Here is a 16,547-nt window from a genome sequence, read left to right as displayed (position 1 = left end):
CAAGCCTGCGTTCGGCCAGCGTGGTTTAACGGGGCGCCTGAGATCAAGATCAAAAGCAGATCAAGATCAAGAGCGGCTCGCTTCGCATCGTGGTGGTTACGGTTGGGCGCTACAGAGTTGTGTAGATGCCTATGCCCCGATAGCGGCGCATCAGTCAACACATTCGGTGACTGACACACCGTCATCGGGGGCAAGCCCCCTCCCACATTTTGAATGGAGTACAGATTTTAAAAAGAGACAAATGACAATAATTCTCGATATCATTCGCGACCTTTCCAAGCCGTGCTGCGTCAAGAAGGATATCCATGTCTCGTCCCAAGCCCGACCCATTGTCGGCCGATGCCTGTCGCGGGTTCTATGCAGATATCCTGCATTTCCTGCGCAAACGCACGGACAACGCCAGTGACGCGGCGGATATGACCCAGGATGTGTTTACCCAATGGCTGGACTACCGCGACCGGGCCAAGGTCGAGCAGCCACGGGCGTTTCTGTTTCAGATGGCGCGCAACCTGCTGCGCGATCACTGGCGTAAACAGCAGGTACGCCGCAGTGTCCACGCCGATTCGGCCGACGCCCCCACCGAAGCCGTCACCGACGAGCAAAACGAGCCCATGGCCGCCGCGCTGCGCATCCAGCGCCTGGAACACTTGAAAGAAGTCCTCGCCGAACTCTCGCCGCGCCGGCGCGAAGCCCTTATGCTGCATCGCTTCGAAGGCTTGAGCCAGGCACAGATCGCCGCGCGCATGGGCATTTCGACGAGCATGGTGGAAAAGCACATCGCCTTTGCCCTGCTGCATTGCAAGCGACGTCTTCAACCTGACCCCGGCACGGAGCAGTCCCAATGAGCCGCCAGAGCGACCTCGACGCGTTGGACATCGAAGCGAGCGATGCCATCGATGCCCAAGCCGCCAGCTGGTTTGCACGCAACCGCAGCGACGCGGACCGTGTCGACCGCAAGGCCTTCGCCGCCTGGCGGGCCAACCCGGCCCATGCGCGCGCCTATGCCGAATTCGAGCAATTGTGGACCGACCTCGCCCAGTTGCAGCCATTGAACAAACCCTTGGCGCTGCCCCGGCGCAAACCGGTATGGCGCCCCGCGCTGGCAATCGCGGCCGCCTTGCTCTGCGCCGTTCTTGCCCCTCATCTCGGTGCGCCACGCGAGCTGTATCACGCCCAGGTTGCCGGTCATGCCAAGGGCATGCGCACCCTGCACCTGCCCGATGGCAGCACCTTGTATGTGAACGCCAACACCCGCATTCGCGTGGATTTCACCGCGCACCAGCGCATCCTTCACCTGGACAAAGGCCAGTTGTACCTCGAAGTGGCCGCCGATCAGGAACGCCCGCTGTACGTACAAGCCGGCGAGGCGAATGTGCGGGTGGTGGGCACCGGTTTCGATGTGCGCCGCAGCGAACAGCAACTGGTGGTCAGCGTGGCCCATGGCCAAGTGGCCTTCGAGCCGGATCGAAAACACCCCGCCGCGTTGCTCCAGGCCAGGCAACGCGCCAGTTACCAGTACGCCAATGGCACGCTGCTGCAGCAAACCCTCAACGCCGAAGACGTCGCCGATTGGCGCAGCGGGCACTTGGCGTTTCGTAATCGCGAGCTGGCCAGCCTGATCGACGAATTGAGCCTGTACCGTCCCCAGGCGCCTTTACAGGTCAGCAAGGCCGTGGCGCAACTCAAGGTGTCGGGCAACCTGGATGTGAATGACCCGGACGCACTGCTCAACGCCCTGCCCGCCCTGTTACCGGTGAAAACCGTGACGTCCGCCGACGGCATTGTGCGAATCGAATCAAGCAAATAAGCCACACATGAGAATATTTTGCATTCGCATGTGTGGATTTTTTTGCGTGCCCCGTCTTCCTCCCGTCTGCGTTTGATACGCACACCTTTTTGGCTATTTAGCCGCACCGGGGGATCTCATGTTTCGCGCGCCTTGCCCTGCTTCGCACCTGTTTCTACGGCCGACCCTGCTTGCCACCTGCCTGGCGTTCAGCGTCAGCGCCCAGGCCGAGTCATTCACGCTGCAACTGCCGGCCCAGCCGTTGGCGACCTCCCTGAGCCAGGTGGCCCGGCAGGCGAAGATCCAGCTGCTGTTCGATGAGGCGTTGCTCAAGCACATGCAGGCGCCAGCCCTCAAAGGAGAGTACAGCGCAGAAGAGGCGATTCGTATCCTGCTCAAAGGCGCCGACTTCACCCTGATCAAGGTTGGCACGACCTATGTGGTGCGCGCCGATGCGGCCAGGACCACGCAAGGCCGCGCAATCCAGCTCGATACCTCGAGCGTGATCGGCACCGGCAACGAAGTGGACTCCAGTACCGTCAACCGCTCCACCCTGACCCAGGCCGACATCGACCGCTACCAGTCCAATAACATCCCCAGCCTGTTGCAGACCCTGCCCGGCGTGAGCCAGGGCGGCTCGCTCAAGCCCGGCGGCCAAACCATCAACATCCGTGGCTTCGGCGATGCCGAAGACGTGCCGATGACCGTGGATGGCGCGACCAAGAGTGGTTTTGAGCGCTACCAGCAGGGCACTGTCTTTATCGAGCCCGAGCTGATCAAGAGCATTGAGGTAGAGAAAGGCCCGAACTCACCGTTCACCGGCAACGGCGGCTTTGGCGGCACGGTCAACATGACCACCAAGGATGCCCCGGACCTGCTCAAGGACGGTCGCAACAGCGGCGCAATGCTCAAATACGGCTACTCGAGCAACGACCATGAACAGGTCTACAGCAGTGCCGTGTACGGCCGCACCGACGACGGCCGTTTCGATGCGCTGGCCTATCTGACCCAACGCGACGGCGGCGACATGAAGGTTGCCGCCAAGTTGCCCAACGAGAACAACCAGTACCCGATCAATCCTCAGCGCCTGCCCAACAGCGCCCAGGATGTGGACGGCAAGCTGTTCAAGGTCAACGCGTACTTCACCGAGGAGCACAGTGTCGGCCTGTCCTACTCGCGCTCCCACAGCAACCGCTGGACGCCCTTCTCCGCCGCCAGCTACCCGACACCGCCGACCCAGCTCAACATCGACCGCTACGGTTACGAAGGTGCACTCAAGCGCTTTCTGGCGCACCGCGATACCGTCGACACCACCTGGTCGGGCAAGTACCACTACCAGCCGCTGGACAACCCGCTGGTGGACATGACCGTCAAGTACTCCCAGTCCAACACCGAACAGAGCGACGAGCGTGACGCCACCGCGTTTTTTCAGTTGGCCACCGGCGGGCGCAAGATGGACACCGCCTACACCGACAAGCATCTGGATATCCGCAACGTCAGCCTGTTCGACACCGGCCCCCTGCAGCATGCGCTGACCGTCGGCGGGCAGGTGCGCAAGCACGTGCGCGACACCGAAATGTGGATGCCCGGCAGCACCTACAATACGCCGCGCTATAACTACGGCCATTTCCAGCCGGGCTTCATGCCCCACGGCAAGGTCGACACCAACAGCTTCTTCATCCAGGACGCAGTGACCCTGGGCGACCTGACCATCACCCCGTCGCTGCGCTACGACCATGTGCGCAACCGGGGCGAAGGCAATGATGCGCCGTACTACAACAACCCTGACCCTGCGATCGGCCACGACTACAGCGACCGCACCTACACCGGCTGGTCGCCGCGCCTGGCGCTGTTCTGGACCGTCACGCCCAACGTCGGCCTGTTCGCCAACTGGAGCCAGACCTGGCGTGCGCCGGTGATCGACGAGCAATACGAAGTGCAGGGCCTGGGCAGCCGCACCGCCACCAGCGTGGACCTGGACCCGGAGCGCATCACCTCGATTACCCTGGGCAACATCACCCACTTCGACAATCTCGTCGCCCAGGATGACAACCTGCAATTGCGCACCACCTTGTTCCACAACAAGGTCGAAGACGAAATCTTCAAGGCCACCGGCGTGGGGTGCCGGAACCAGGCCGTCAACGGCGGCACGATTGGCTCCGCCTGCCCAGCGGGGGCGATGTCCAACTACCGCAATATCGGCGGCCTGACGATCAAGGGCATCGAAGTCGAGTCGATCTATAACTCCACCTACGTGTTCGGCTCGGTGTCATTCGCCTATGCCAAAGGACAGCACGAAGGCGCCTATACCAACCCCTGGGGCCCGGACGTGGCAGCGCGGGATATCCCGCCGACCAAATGGGTGCTGGTGCTGGGTACCCACATTCCGGCCTGGGATGCCCAGGTAGGCTGGATGGGCCAGTTCATCGGCGCCACCCACCGCCTGCCCAGCGACAACTATTCCGGCGGCCCGGGCTCAGCGGTCGGCGATCTGTTCTACGACCAGTACGACAACAAGCGCTACAACACCCAGGGCCTGTTCGCCAAATGGACACCGCAACAGGCGTACCTCAAGGGCACCGAGGTGAACTTCACCGTGGACAACCTGTTCAACGAAAACTTCCGCCCGGCGTTAAGCGGCGACCGCGCCTATACCAAGGGGCGCGATGCGAAGATCAGCGTGACGCGATTCTTCTGATTGCGACACCGGTAGGAGCGAGCTTGCTCGCGAAAAACTCACAGGCGCCGCGCTCATTCAGGAAGCACGCGTTATCGTTGACGATTTTCGCGAGCAAGCTCGCTCCTACAGACCGGCATTAGGGCAAGCCCCCTCCCACATGGGTCCTGTGTTCAGGTCAAGAAACCATCGGCGCGCAGCAGGGTTTCCAGGCAGTGTTCGGTGATGTGGTAGAACGCCTTGAGTTCCTGGATTTTCACCAATAGCTGCGCGTTGTCCAAAGGCTCGGCACGCTTGACCGCCAGGATCATCTTGTTCTTGTTGGTGTGTTCCAACGAGATGAACTCGAACACTTTGGTCTCATAGCCGCAGGCTTCGAGAAACAAGGCGCGCAGGCTGTCGGTGACCATTTCCGCCTGTTGGCCCAGGTGCAGGCCGTATTGCAGCATCGGCTTGAGCAGCGCCGGGCTCTGGATCTGCAGGCGAATCTGTTTGTGGCAGCACGGCGAACACATGATGATCGACGCACCGGAACGGATACCGGTGTGAATCGCATAATCGGTGGCGATATCGCAGGCGTGCAGGGCGATCATCACGTCCAGCCGGCTCGGCGCAACGCTGCGCACGTCGCCGCACTTGAACACCAACCCCGGGTGTTCCAGGCGCGCGGCCGCTTCGTTGCACAGGGTGACCATGTCCTGGCGCAACTCGACACCGGTCACTTCGCCTTCGGCCTTGAGCGTGTTGCGCAGGTAGTCGTGGATCGCAAACGTGAGGTAGCCCTTGCCCGAGCCGAAATCGGCAACGCGTACGGGTTGGTCGAGCTGCAACGGCGACGACGTCAGCGCATGACTGAACACTTCGATGAACTTGTTGATCTGCTTCCACTTGCGCGACATCGACGGGATCAGCGCCTGCCTGGCGTCGGTCACGCCCAGGTCGGCGAGGAACGGCCGGCTCAGGTCGAGGAAGCGATTTTTCTCGCGGTTATGCTCGGCCGATGGCGCCTCACGCAATTGCTGCGGCTTGCTTTTGAACAACGAGCTTTTGTTCTTCTTGCTGTATTCCAGCTGGGCTTCGTCAGTCAGCGACAGCAGGTGCGCGTTCTTGAACGCGGCCGGCAGCAGCTCGGCAATCGCCGCCACACCGTCGGCCAGCGCCAGGTTCTTGGTGATGTCGCGGGTCTTGTAGCGGTAGACGAAGGACAGGCAGGGCTGTTCCTTGACGGTGACCGGTTTGATGATCAGCCGCTGCAGTTCGGCTTCATCACCGACGTACTTGGCCAGCACCAGCTTGATAAAGGCGTTATGCGCCAGGCTTGCGTTCAACAGGTCGATGAACTGGGCATGATGATCCGGCGCAGGGCTGGCGGGTTGAGCGGTGACGGACATGAACAAAAACGCCTCGGGCAAAGAATGCCGAGCATTTTAGGGGGGATAACCCGCAACGGCACGGAGTTATTTGACCAGTGGTCAGTTCCAACAGAAGGTAGATCCAAATGTGGGAGGGGGCTTGCCCCCGATAGCAGTGGATCAGTCAGTATATTTGTAACTGACAGACTGCAATCGGGGGCAAGCCCCCTCCCACATTTAGAACGGTGTTGCCCTGGTTATTCGAGTACGACCAGGCGATTGGGCAGTTCATTGCGCGTCTGCGTCACCGGCACATGCACCTTGAGCAATTCACCACACGCCTCGATGCACGCAATGAACCCGGCCAGCGTTTGCCCCTGCTTCACCTGCTGGGTAAACGCCTTGACGATGCCGTCCCAGTTGCTGTCGTCCAACCGCTTGGAGATGCCGTCATCCACCAGGATTTCCACATAGCGCTCCGCCTCGCTGACAAAAATCAGCACCCCGGTGCTGCCCAGCGTGTGGTGCAGGTTCTGCTCAAGGAACTGACGGCGCGCCAGGTTCGAGGCGCGCCAATGGCGTACCGAGCGGGGGATCAAACGGGTGGTGACCTTGGGCAACCGAAACACCAGGCACAGCACAATGAAAGTCGCCCACTGCGCCAGCAACAAGGTGTACATGGTCAGGTAGCCCGACAAGTAATGCACCACGCCAGGCACCACCAACGCGATCAGGCTGGCCCACAGCAACGGGATGTAGGCGTAGTCATCGGCACGCGCCGCCAGCACGGTGACCAGTTCGGCGTCAGTCTGTTGCTCGACCCGGGCGATCGCCTCGGCCACTTGGCGCTGCTCGTGTTCAGTCAGTAATGCCATGGTTGTAGATGCTCTATTTTCGTTATTGTCATTACCAGCCGCCCGACGCCCCGCCACCGCCGAAACCACCACCGCCGCCGCGAAAACCACCGCCACCGCCACCGCCACCGCCGCGTCCGCTGCTGCTGAGGATCGCCAGCAGGATCGCGCCCACCGGCAGGCCCATGCGATTGCACAGCCACAACACGCCGATCAGCAGGACGAACAAACCGATGGAAAAGCCGGGATTGTCCTTGGCGAAATTCGTATCCGCCACGTGGGCCGGTACAGCCAGCGGTTCACCGCCCACCACCTGGATCATCGCCGCGACACCGTCGCTGATGCCCTGGCTGAAATTGCCGGCCTTGAACTTGGGCGCGATCACCTGATTGATGATCACCCAGGACTGCGCATCCGTCAGCACACCTTCCAGGCCGTAGCCGACTTCGATGCGCAACTTTCGCTCGTCGCGGGCAACCAGCAACAGTGCGCCGTTGTCCTTGCCCTTCTGGCCGATGCCCCACGCGCGGCCCAATTGATAACCGTAGTCTTCAATCGGCACGCCCTGCAGGTCGGGCACGGTGACCACCACGATCTGGTCACCGGAGGTCTGCTCCAGCGCCTGCAATTGCTGGGTCAGTTGCTCGCGCACCGCCGGGTCGATCATCTGGGCGTTGTCCACCACCCGCCCGGTCAATGCCGGGAAGGTCAGGGCCGCCTGGGCCAGGCCCACGCAGCCCAGCAGCCACAGCGCCAGGCCTATCCGTAATAAACGCATCGACACCTCAAGGCAGCGTTATTTGAACTTCACCTGCGGTGCCTTATCGGCATCGGCACTGGTGGCTTCAAACGTGGCGCGGATCGGCAAGTCGCTGTACATCACGCTGTGCCACAGGCGGCCCGGGAACGTGCGGATCTCGGTGTTGTAGGTCTGCACGGCCTGGATAAAGTCGCGACGGGCCACGGCGATACGGTTTTCCGTGCCCTCAAGTTGCGATTGCAGGGCCAGGAAGTTCTGGTTGGCCTTCAGGTCCGGATAGCGCTCGGACACCACCATCAAACGGCTGAGTGCGCCGCTCAGGCCGTCCTGGGCCTGCTGGAACTGCTTGAGTTTTTCCGGGTTGTCGAGGGTGCTCGCATCCACCTGGATCGAGGTGGCCTTGGCCCGCGCTTCAATCACGGCGGTGAGGGTGTCCTGCTCGTGGGCGGCGTAGCCCTTGACCACTTCCACCAGGTTGGGAATCAGGTCGGCACGGCGTTGGTACTGGTTCTGCACCTGGCCCCAGGCAGCCTTGGCCTGTTCGTCCAGGGTCGGGATGTTGTTGATGCCGCAACCGCTCAGCACGCTGCTGATCAATAACAGCGCCGCGGCTTTCAAGCCCCAGCGGTAACCTTGTGCTGCTTGCATGGTGTTTCTCCTGCCCAATCTGGATGGAATGTGATGACTAACCCTATAAACCACACGCTTGGGGCATAATCCGCCACCACTGGAATGCTTCGAGCCAATCAGCTACAAAGATGCCCAGCGCGAAAAAGAGTTCAGAGTGTGCTGCATTTATCTGAACAACACCCGAACAACAATAGACGCTCCCGTCATTTTGGCCGATCAGCCTGACCGCTGTGCAGTGAGCCGAAAAAGGATATTCATGAAGAAGCTGTGTTTGCTCGGCCTTGTCGCCACTCTGGCCAGCCACCCCGTATGGGCAGAAACAAAGCCTGCTGCGCTTAAAGACAAGGACGCCTTCGTCAGCGACCTGCTCAGGCAGATGACCCTCGATGAAAAGATCGGCCAGCTGCGCCTGATCAGCATCGGCCCGGAAATGCCCCGCGAGCTGATCCGCAAGGAAATCGCCGCCGGCCGCATCGGCGGCACCTTCAACTCCATCACCCGCCCGGAAAACCGTCCGATGCAGGACGCGGCCATGCGCAGCCGCTTGAAGATCCCGATGTTCTTCGCCTACGACGTGATCCACGGCCATCGTACGATTTTCCCGATCAGCCTGGCCCTGGCCTCCAGCTGGGACATGGACGCCATCGGCCGCTCCGGGCGCATCGCCGCCCAGGAAGCCGCCGCCGACAGCCTCGACATCACTTTCGCGCCGATGGTCGACATTTCCCGTGACCCGCGCTGGGGCCGCACCTCCGAAGGCTTCGGCGAAGACACCTACCTGGTCTCGCGCATTGCCGAAGTGATGGTCAAGGCCTTCCAGGGCGCCAGCGCCGCAAATGCCGACAGCATCATGGCCAGCGTCAAGCACTTCGCCCTGTACGGCGCGGTGGAAGGCGGCCGCGACTACAACGTGGTCGACATGAGCCCGGTCAAGATGTACCAGGACTACCTGCCGCCCTACCACGCGGCGATCAAGGCCGGCTCAGGTGGCGTGATGGTGGCGCTCAACTCGATCAACGGCGTACCCGCCACCGCCAACACCTGGCTGATGAACGACCTGTTGCGCAAGGACTGGGGCTTCAAGGGCCTGGCCGTGAGCGACCACGGCGCGATCTTCGAACTGATCAAGCACGGCGTGGCCAGGGACGGGCGTGAAGCCGCCAGGCTGGCGATCAAGGCCGGCATCGACATGAGCATGAACGACACGTTGTACGGCAAGGAACTGCCGGGGCTGCTCAAGTCCGGCGAGATCGAACAGAGCGACATCGACAACGCCGTGCGCGAAGTGCTCGGCGCCAAGTACGACATGGGCCTGTTCAAGGACCCGTACCTGCGCATCGGCAAGGCCGAGGACGACCCGGCCGACACCTATGCCGACAGCCGCCTGCACCGTGCCGATGCCCGCGACATTGCGCGCCGCAGCCTGGTGTTGCTGAAAAACCACAACCAGACCCTGCCCCTGAAAAAATCCGCGACCATCGCGCTGGTGGGCCCGCTGGCCAAGGCCCCGATCGACATGATGGGCAGTTGGGCCGCAGCCGGTAAGCCGGAACAGTCGGTGACCCTGCTTGACGGCATGAACGCCGTGATCGGCGAAAAGGGCAAAGTGATCTATGCTCGCGGCGCTAACATCACCGGCGACAAGGCGGTGCTCGACTACCTCAACTTCCTCAACTTTGATGCCCCGGAAGTGGTGGATGACCCGCGCCCTGCCCAAGTGTTGATTGATGAAGCGGTAAAGGCTGCAAAGAATGCTGACGTGATTGTCGCGGCCGTGGGCGAGTCCCGTGGCATGTCCCACGAGTCGTCGAGCCGCACCGACCTGAACATCCCGCAAAGCCAGCGCGACCTGATCAAGGCCCTCAAGGCCACCGGCAAGCCGTTGGTGCTGGTGCTGATGAACGGCCGGCCGCTGTCGATTCTCGAAGAGAACCAACAGGCTGACGCGATCCTGGAAACCTGGTTCTCCGGGACCGAAGGCGGCAACGCCATCGCCGACGTGCTGTTCGGTGACTACAACCCGTCGGGCAAGCTGCCGATCACCTTCCCACGCTCCGTGGGGCAGATTCCCACCTACTACAACCACCTGAGCATCGGCCGGCCGTTCACGCCGGGCAAGCCGGGCAACTACACCTCGCAGTACTTCGATGACACCACAGGTCCCCTGTTCCCGTTTGGCTATGGCCTGAGCTACAGCACATTCGGCCTGTCGGACATGGCGCTGTCGTCCACTACCCTGAACAAGACCGGCAAGCTCGACGCCAGCGTCACGGTGAAGAATACCGGCAAGGTCGATGGCGAAACCGTGGTGCAGCTGTATATCCAGGACGTGGCCGGCTCGATGATCCGCCCGGTGAAAGAGCTGAAGAACTTCCAGAAAGTCATGCTCAAGGCGGGTGAAGAACGCACCTTGCACTTCACCATTACCGAGGAAGACTTGAAGTTCTACAACGCCCAGCTCAAGTTCGCCGCAGAGCCGGGGGAGTTCAATGTACAGATCGGGCTGGATTCCCAGGATGTGCAGCAGCAGAGCTTCGAGCTACTTTGATCTAAAGCTGTATGTAGGAGCGAGCTTGCTCGCGAAAAACTCACAAACGCCGCGTTCATTCAGAAAGCCCGCGTTATCATTGACGTTTTTCGCGAGCAAGCTCGCTCCTACATTTGATTGAGGTGATTCGACTAGCCGCGCCGATCCAGCAGATTGACCACCAACCGATCAATCCAGCCCCACACCCGCTGCTTCACCCGCCGCCACAATGGCCGCGCCTTCCACGCCTCCAGGCTCACCGCCTGGCTTTGCGCAAAATCACGCTCGAAACTGCCCGCCACCGCCTGCGTCAATTCAGGGTCCAACGCTTCCAGGTTGGCTTCCAGATTGAAGCGCAGATTCCAGTGGTCGAAATTGCACGAGCCAATACTGACCCAGTCATCCACCAGCACCATCTTCAGGTGCAAAAAGCACGGCTGGTATTCAAATATCTGCACGCCTGAACGCAGCAGACGCGGGTAATAGCGGTGCCCGGCGTAGCGCACCGACGGGTGATCGGTACGCGGGCCGGTGAGCAGCAAACGCACATCCACACCGCGCCCGGCCGCACGGCGCAAGGCGCGGCGCACGCTCCAGGTGGGCAGAAAGTAGGGCGTCGCCAGCCAGATACGCCCTTTGCTGCTGTTCAAGGCGCGAATCAAGGACTGCAGGATATCGCGGTGCTGACGGGCGTCGGCATACGCCACGCGGCCAAGCCCCGGCCCGGTGGCAGGCACCTTGGGCAAGCGCGGCAAACCGAAATGGGTGGCCGGTTTCCACTCCCGACGTGCCGCGTTGGCGTGCCACTGGCGGTCGAACAGGGCCTGCCAGTCCAGCACCAGCGGGCCGCTGATCTGCACCATTACTTCATGCCAGTCGGCCGTGTCTTGCCCCGGCGTCCAGAATTCATCGGTAACGCCGGTCCCGCCGATCACCGCGACGTCCTGGTCGATCAGCAACAGCTTGCGGTGGTCGCGGTACAGGTTGCGCATCCAGCGTCGCCAGCTCAGGCGATTGTAGAAACGCAGCTGCACCCCCGCGTCGGTCAAGCGCTTGCGCAGCCCGAGGGTAAACGCCAGGCTGCCGTAATCATCGAACAGGCAGCGCACCTGCACCCCACGCTCGGCCGCGAGCACCAGCGCCTGCACCATCGCTTCGGCACAGGCCCCGGCTTCTACAAGGTACAGTTCCAGATCCACCTGCCGCTCGGCGCGGGCGATGCCCACCAGCATCTGCGGGAAAAAATTCGGTCCGTCGATCAACAGCTCGAAACGGTTGGCGCTGCGCCACGGGAACACCGCGCCGCCCACGTCAGCGCGCCGTGAAGATCAGCACCGCACCCACCGGCACCGACAAACTGATCGACTTCAACCCCGCCGCCTTGCGCAACGCGGCCACACCGGGTTGCAGCTCGAAATCTTCGGCGCGCACCACCACCGGCTCCAGGGTCACGACCTGAAAGCGCCGGTCATCCAGGCGCGTGGCCAACAGCTCGGCGTTGTAGGTATGGGTCTTGCCATGCAAGGTAATGCTCAGCGGCAGGCGCAATTCCAATTGCGCGCCGGACGCCAAGTCATTGATCGGTTGCAGGTTGATCTGCGTGCTGATCAACGCTTCGGGAAACTGCTTGATCTGAAACAGCTCCTTACGCATGCGCTCGTCACGCAGCGGGATACCACTGTTGATCGACTCCAGCTCCACCTGCACCTGGGCCGCGCCCTGGCCGTCGACCTTGCCGTGCAGCACCAGGAAGCGGTGCACTTCGGCAATCTCGGTGTTTTTGGTGGTAACAAAGGACAGGCGTGAGGATTCGTTATCCAGGTACCAGTCGGCGTGAGCAGGCACGGTGGCACAGGTCAGCAACGCGAAGGCCAGCGGTTTGACATTGAACATAAAGACTCATGGGGCAAAAAACCTGGGCGAACCTTAAGCGCAATATCACGAACGGCGCAAATCCAATGTGGGAGGGAGCTTGCCCCCGATGACGGTGGATCAGCAACACATCCAGTGACTGACACTCTGCCATCGGGGGCAAGCCCCCTCCCACAGAGAATCTTTGGTGTGTCAGGGGTTGAGGCGGCAGCCTTGGCGATCACCTAACCACCGCGCCGTATGCGTACGCCCCAACCCACTCGCCGTCACTTCACTACGCTCCGGCGTGTCGACAAACGCACTGGTCGGCACGTACTGCTTCACATACCCCAGGCAATACTGCGCCGGGTTGTTCTGCACATACCGGCACGAGCAATACTCCTTGGCCGTGTACGCCGCGATGATGTCGGGGAAGGCTTGCAGGTTGACGCGCTCGTGCCAGATCCAGCCCAACACTGCGAGCAGGAGCACCAGCAAAACACTGACAACCGGATGACGGCGGATCATGACCGCACCGCCGCCAGCACGCGCTTGAGCAGTTCGTTATGCCGGTAGCTGCCGTCGCGGTCATCGCCGTAGCGCACGATCACCAGGTGTTCGTCGGGCAGCACAAACAGTGCCTGGCCCCAATGCCCCAGTGCAGCGAAGGTGTCGGCCGGCGCGTCGGGCCAGGGCTGGGGCGCGCCCTTGTTGAGCCACCATTGGCCGCCGGGCACAGCGTCATCCTGGCCCGCTTTGTATTTGTCGAATGGCTGCCGATTGAAGGCCACCCACGCTTTGGGCAGCAACTGTTGCTCGCCCCAGCGTCCGTCCCGGGCCATCAGCAAGCCGACCCGCGCCAGGTCGCGAGCGGTGAGGTAGGCATAGGACGAGGCGACGAAGGTTTCGTCGGCATCGGTTTCCCACGTCGCGTTGCGAATGCCCAATGGCTTGAACAGCGCATCCCACGGATAGCTCATGTACGCCTTGTGGCCGAGCATCCCTTTAAGCGCAGCGGACAGAATGTTGCTGTCGCCGCTGGAATAGCGAAACGCCTGGCCGGGTTCGGCGGCGGCCTCGGTATCGGCGGCAAATTGCGCCATATCGCCATGCCCGCGGGTGTAAAGCATCGCCACGACAGAAGACTTCAACGGGGCGTATTCATAGTCCTCCTGCCAATCCAACCCCGAAGCCCAATGCAGCAAGTCGGCCATGCTGACCTTGGGGTGCTGTTTCATCGGCGAATAGAAGCGCGCGACGGGGTCGGTGAGCTTGAAGCGCCCTTCACCGTAGGCCACGCCGAGCACCGTGGCCATCAGACTTTTGCTCACCGACCAGGTCAGGTGCGGGGTGCTGACGGTGGTGGGTGCGGCGTAGCGTTCATAGATGATCACGCCGTCACGAATAACCAGCAGCGCGTCGGTGCGAATGCCTTGGCGGGTGGTGTCGTCACGGGGCGGGAAAGCGTAGGCGTTCAGCGCATCGAAGGCGGGACCTGCCAGGGGTGTGCCCAGGGCCCACTCCTTTTCGGGCCAGACTTCGGCGCGGGCAGTAACGGTGACGAACAGCACAACAACAACACACAACAGGCCTCGGACCATGGGCACAAACTCAAGGGGGGCATTCAAGCCCGCGAGCCTAGCGCAGGCCCATGACAGATTTGCGACATGAGGCTTGTCACCCAACCGTCACCGTAACTTCATGGAGATGACACCGAGGCTACATAGCCTGACTTTGGACAACAAAGTCGACTGGCCGCAACCTGGCCGGCACTCGGAGACTCGCTATGACTCAGATCGCCCGCATCAGCGACAAAGGCAATGAACGCCGCCTGCAAGCCGAACGCCTGGTAGGCGCACAGGCCTTGCAGGAAGCCCAGGCCCTGCGGTTCAACGTGTTCAGCGGCGAGTTCAACGCCAAGCTGAAAGGCGCGGAACTGGGTCTGGACATGGATGACTATGATGTTCACTGCAGCCACATCGGCGTGCGGGATTTGAACAGCGGTCGGCTCGTCGCTACCACGCGTTTGCTCGACCACCAGGCCGCCAGCACCCTGGGCCGGTTCTACAGCGAGGAAGAGTTCAGCCTGCATGGCTTGCTGCACTTGCAGGGCCCGATCCTGGAAATCGGCCGCACCTGCGTCGACCCGGCCTACCGCAACGGCGGCACCATCGCGGTGTTGTGGGGGGAGTTGGCCGAGGTGCTCAACCAGGGTGGCTACAGCTACCTGATGGGCTGCGCGAGTATCCCGATGCACGATGGCGGCATCCAGGCCCACGCGATCATGCAGCGTCTGCGCGAGCGCTACCTGTGCAACGAGCACCTGCGCGCCGAACCGAAGAAACCCCTGCCGGCCCTGGACCTGCCCTCCAACGTCATCGCCGAAATGCCGCCGCTGCTCAAGGCCTATATGCGACTGGGGGCGAAGATCTGCGGCGAACCGTGCTGGGACGAAGATTTCCAGGTGGCCGACGTGTTCATCCTGCTCAAGCGCGATCAGCTGTGCCCGCGCTACGCGCGCCACTTCAAGGCGGCGATGTGATGGACCGCCTGCGCGTGTACGGGCGCATCGCCCGCGTCCTGCTGGTGGTGGCGCTGGGCCTGAGCATGGCCAGTGTGTTTGGCCTGTTCGAGCGCCTGGGGGTGGCCAACTCAATGGTGCGGCGCCAGCGATGGTCGCGGTTCTTCATGGCCCGGCTGACCAATGCCCTGCCCTTTCGCGTGACGGTGCACGGCGAGCTGCCGCAAACGCCGATGCTGTGGGTGAGCAATCATGTGTCCTGGACGGATATTCCGCTGCTGGGCATGGTCACCCCACTGTCGTTTCTGTCCAAAGCCGAAGTGCGCACCTGGCCGGTGGCCGGCTGGCTGGCGGCCAAGGCCGGCAGCCTGTTCATTCGTCGCGGTTCAGGTGACAGCCAGTTAATCCGCAAGCAGATGACCCGTCATCTGGAACAACGTCACCCGCTGCTGATGTTTCCGGAAGGCACCACCACCGACGGACGCAGCCTGCGCACGTTTCACGGGCGCTTGCTGGCCAGTGCGATCGATGCGGATGTGTCGCTGCAACCGGTGGCGATACGGTATCTGCGCGACGGTCAGGTGGACTCACTGGCGCCGTTCATCGGCGATGATGACTTGCTGTCGCACCTGATGCGGCTGTTCGCCAATGACCAGGGCGATGTGGAGATTCATCTGCTCAAGCCGATTGCCTGCGCCGGGCAGGAGCGCGCGGCGCTGGCGTATCAGGCGCAGCAGGCGGTGCAGAAGGCCTTGTTCGGGCCGTTGCCGGAGAGTGAGCAGGCGCATGTGCGACCAGCGTTCGCTGCCTGAATGCTGTGAACACACTACAAATGTGGGAGGGGGCTCGCCCCCGATAGCAGTGATTCAGTCACTACATACAGTGACTGGCACACCGCCATCGGGGGCAAGCCCCCTCCCACATTTAGACCTCAGTGGTCAGCTGGATACGTGCAAAGCTCTGTAATTCGGGGTAGAAAACCCGGAAATCTTCACTCAAAGGCTCATAGAGTTCGCGCAACTCCTGCATCGCAAATCCCAGCGCCTCCGGGTCCGTCAGCCGCCGCGAAATCCCGCGCAACACCGGCTCCACCACCGCAAACTCACGATAAGACCCCAACCAGTCATCCGCCGCCATATACGGCGCAATCTGCGCCAGCCGCCCCGGCAACGCAGGTTCTGCGGCGAGCACGCGGTACACCTGCGCGGTGAAGCGCTCCAGGGGCTGGTCGGCATACAGCGCCCAATCCCGCGCCAGGCAATGGTCGAAAAACACGTCGAGCACGATCCCGGCATAGCGCCTGCGGGTCAGGCTGAAGCGCGACAACGCCGCCCCTACCAACGGGTGGCTGTCGGTGAACCGGTCAATGGAGCGATGCAACTGGATCGCCGCTTCGATTTGCGGGTTGAACTGGCCCTGCAGGCGGCCCTTGACGAAATCGCCATACAGGCTGCCCAGCAATTGCGCAGGCAGTTGGCCGCCCAGGTGCAGATGTGCGAGATAATTCATGGCGCGCAGTCTACCACTGCGACCAACATATCGTTATAACCCGATATACAGATTCGTGCAGATATCAGATCAAAATCATA

The 16,547-nt window shown here is 61.8% G+C and carries 15 protein-coding genes; 6 read left to right on the top strand and 9 right to left on the bottom strand.

Features of this window, described 5'->3' with window-relative positions; genetic code table 11:
- The first annotated feature begins 305 nt into the window (after positions 1 to 305).
- From BFP89_RS14840 to BFP89_RS14830, 3 genes are all read left to right on the top strand, one after another.
- The gene (locus BFP89_RS14840) at positions 306 to 845 is read left to right on the top strand and encodes an RNA polymerase sigma factor (protein WP_065886200.1); all 540 of its coding nucleotides are present in this window, start codon (positions 306 to 308) and stop codon (positions 843 to 845) included.
- Positions 842 to 1,807 carry a FecR family protein gene (locus BFP89_RS14835; RefSeq protein WP_065886199.1) on the top strand — a complete coding sequence of 322 codons (966 nt, stop codon included), beginning with the start codon at positions 842 to 844 and terminating at the stop codon, positions 1,805 to 1,807. Before BFP89_RS14840 ends, BFP89_RS14835 begins: the two co-directional genes overlap by 4 nt.
- Before the next feature lie 118 nt (positions 1,808 to 1,925).
- Positions 1,926 to 4,484 (top strand): TonB-dependent receptor, encoded by a 2,559-nt coding sequence (locus tag BFP89_RS14830; RefSeq protein WP_065886198.1) that lies wholly within the window; start codon positions 1,926 to 1,928, stop codon positions 4,482 to 4,484.
- 152 nt (positions 4,485 to 4,636) lie between these two features.
- Here BFP89_RS14830 and BFP89_RS14825 read toward each other — a convergent pair whose 3' ends face one another.
- The 4 genes from BFP89_RS14825 to BFP89_RS14810 all read right to left on the bottom strand — a co-directional run bounded on the left by BFP89_RS14825 (position 4,637) and on the right by BFP89_RS14810 (position 8,077).
- The gene (locus tag BFP89_RS14825) at positions 4,637 to 5,854 is read right to left on the bottom strand and encodes a class I SAM-dependent methyltransferase (RefSeq protein ID WP_065886197.1); all 1,218 of its coding nucleotides are present in this window, start codon (positions 5,852 to 5,854) and stop codon (positions 4,637 to 4,639) included.
- Positions 5,855 to 6,072: 218 nt separating this feature from the next.
- Positions 6,073 to 6,690, bottom strand: coding sequence for a TPM domain-containing protein (locus BFP89_RS14820; protein WP_065886196.1), 618 nt, complete (start codon positions 6,688 to 6,690; stop codon positions 6,073 to 6,075).
- Between the two features lie 31 nt (positions 6,691 to 6,721).
- Positions 6,722 to 7,447, bottom strand: a complete 726-nt coding sequence (locus BFP89_RS14815) for a TPM domain-containing protein (protein WP_065886195.1) — start codon at positions 7,445 to 7,447, stop codon at positions 6,722 to 6,724.
- 18 nt (positions 7,448 to 7,465) lie between these two features.
- Positions 7,466 to 8,077: a LemA family protein gene (locus tag BFP89_RS14810; protein WP_065886194.1), complete on the bottom strand. Its 612-nt coding sequence runs from the start codon at positions 8,075 to 8,077 to the stop codon at positions 7,466 to 7,468.
- Positions 8,078 to 8,315: 238 nt separating this feature from the next.
- Here BFP89_RS14810 and bglX point away from each other — a divergent pair, with 238 nt between their 5' ends.
- The gene (bglX, locus tag BFP89_RS14805; protein ID WP_065886193.1) at positions 8,316 to 10,607 is read left to right on the top strand and encodes a beta-glucosidase BglX; all 2,292 of its coding nucleotides are present in this window, start codon (positions 8,316 to 8,318) and stop codon (positions 10,605 to 10,607) included.
- A 131-nt stretch (positions 10,608 to 10,738) separates the two neighbouring features.
- Here the strand turns inward: bglX and BFP89_RS14800 are convergent, their stop codons facing one another.
- The 4 genes from BFP89_RS14800 to BFP89_RS14785 form a co-directional block, all read right to left on the bottom strand.
- Positions 10,739 to 11,896: a phospholipase D-like domain-containing protein gene (locus BFP89_RS14800; protein ID WP_065886192.1), complete on the bottom strand. Its 1,158-nt coding sequence runs from the start codon at positions 11,894 to 11,896 to the stop codon at positions 10,739 to 10,741.
- A 1-nt stretch (position 11,897) separates the two neighbouring features.
- A complete protein-coding gene (locus tag BFP89_RS14795; protein ID WP_065886191.1) occupies positions 11,898 to 12,479 on the bottom strand; it encodes a YceI family protein in 582 nt (193 codons plus the stop codon).
- A gap of 171 nt (positions 12,480 to 12,650) precedes the next feature.
- Complete coding sequence (locus BFP89_RS14790) at positions 12,651 to 12,965, bottom strand: amidase (protein ID WP_065886190.1); 315 nt, start codon at positions 12,963 to 12,965, stop codon at positions 12,651 to 12,653.
- The gene (locus tag BFP89_RS14785; protein WP_065886189.1) at positions 12,962 to 14,038 is read right to left on the bottom strand and encodes a serine hydrolase domain-containing protein; all 1,077 of its coding nucleotides are present in this window, start codon (positions 14,036 to 14,038) and stop codon (positions 12,962 to 12,964) included. The genes BFP89_RS14790 and BFP89_RS14785 overlap by 4 nt, the downstream gene beginning before the upstream one ends.
- Before the next feature lie 185 nt (positions 14,039 to 14,223).
- Between BFP89_RS14785 and olsB the strand changes: the two genes are divergently transcribed.
- Together olsB and BFP89_RS14775 are read left to right on the top strand one after the other, a co-directional pair.
- Positions 14,224 to 14,979 carry an L-ornithine N(alpha)-acyltransferase gene (gene olsB, locus BFP89_RS14780; RefSeq protein ID WP_065886188.1) on the top strand — a complete coding sequence of 252 codons (756 nt, stop codon included), beginning with the start codon at positions 14,224 to 14,226 and terminating at the stop codon, positions 14,977 to 14,979.
- Positions 14,979 to 15,770, top strand: a complete 792-nt coding sequence (locus BFP89_RS14775; RefSeq protein ID WP_065886187.1) for a lysophospholipid acyltransferase family protein — start codon at positions 14,979 to 14,981, stop codon at positions 15,768 to 15,770. The genes olsB and BFP89_RS14775 overlap by 1 nt, the downstream gene beginning before the upstream one ends.
- 112 nt (positions 15,771 to 15,882) lie before the next feature.
- Here BFP89_RS14775 and BFP89_RS14770 read toward each other — a convergent pair whose 3' ends face one another.
- A complete protein-coding gene (locus BFP89_RS14770) occupies positions 15,883 to 16,467 on the bottom strand; it encodes an acyl carrier protein phosphodiesterase (protein ID WP_065886186.1) in 585 nt (194 codons plus the stop codon).
- Positions 16,468 to 16,547: the final 80 nt, after the last annotated feature.

Origin of the sequence: Pseudomonas sp. 31 R 17 (assembly GCF_900004915.1) — a bacterium.
GTDB lineage: Bacteria > Pseudomonadota > Gammaproteobacteria > Pseudomonadales > Pseudomonadaceae > Aquipseudomonas > Aquipseudomonas orientalis_A.
This window is presented reverse-complemented; position numbering and strand designations above follow the sequence as displayed.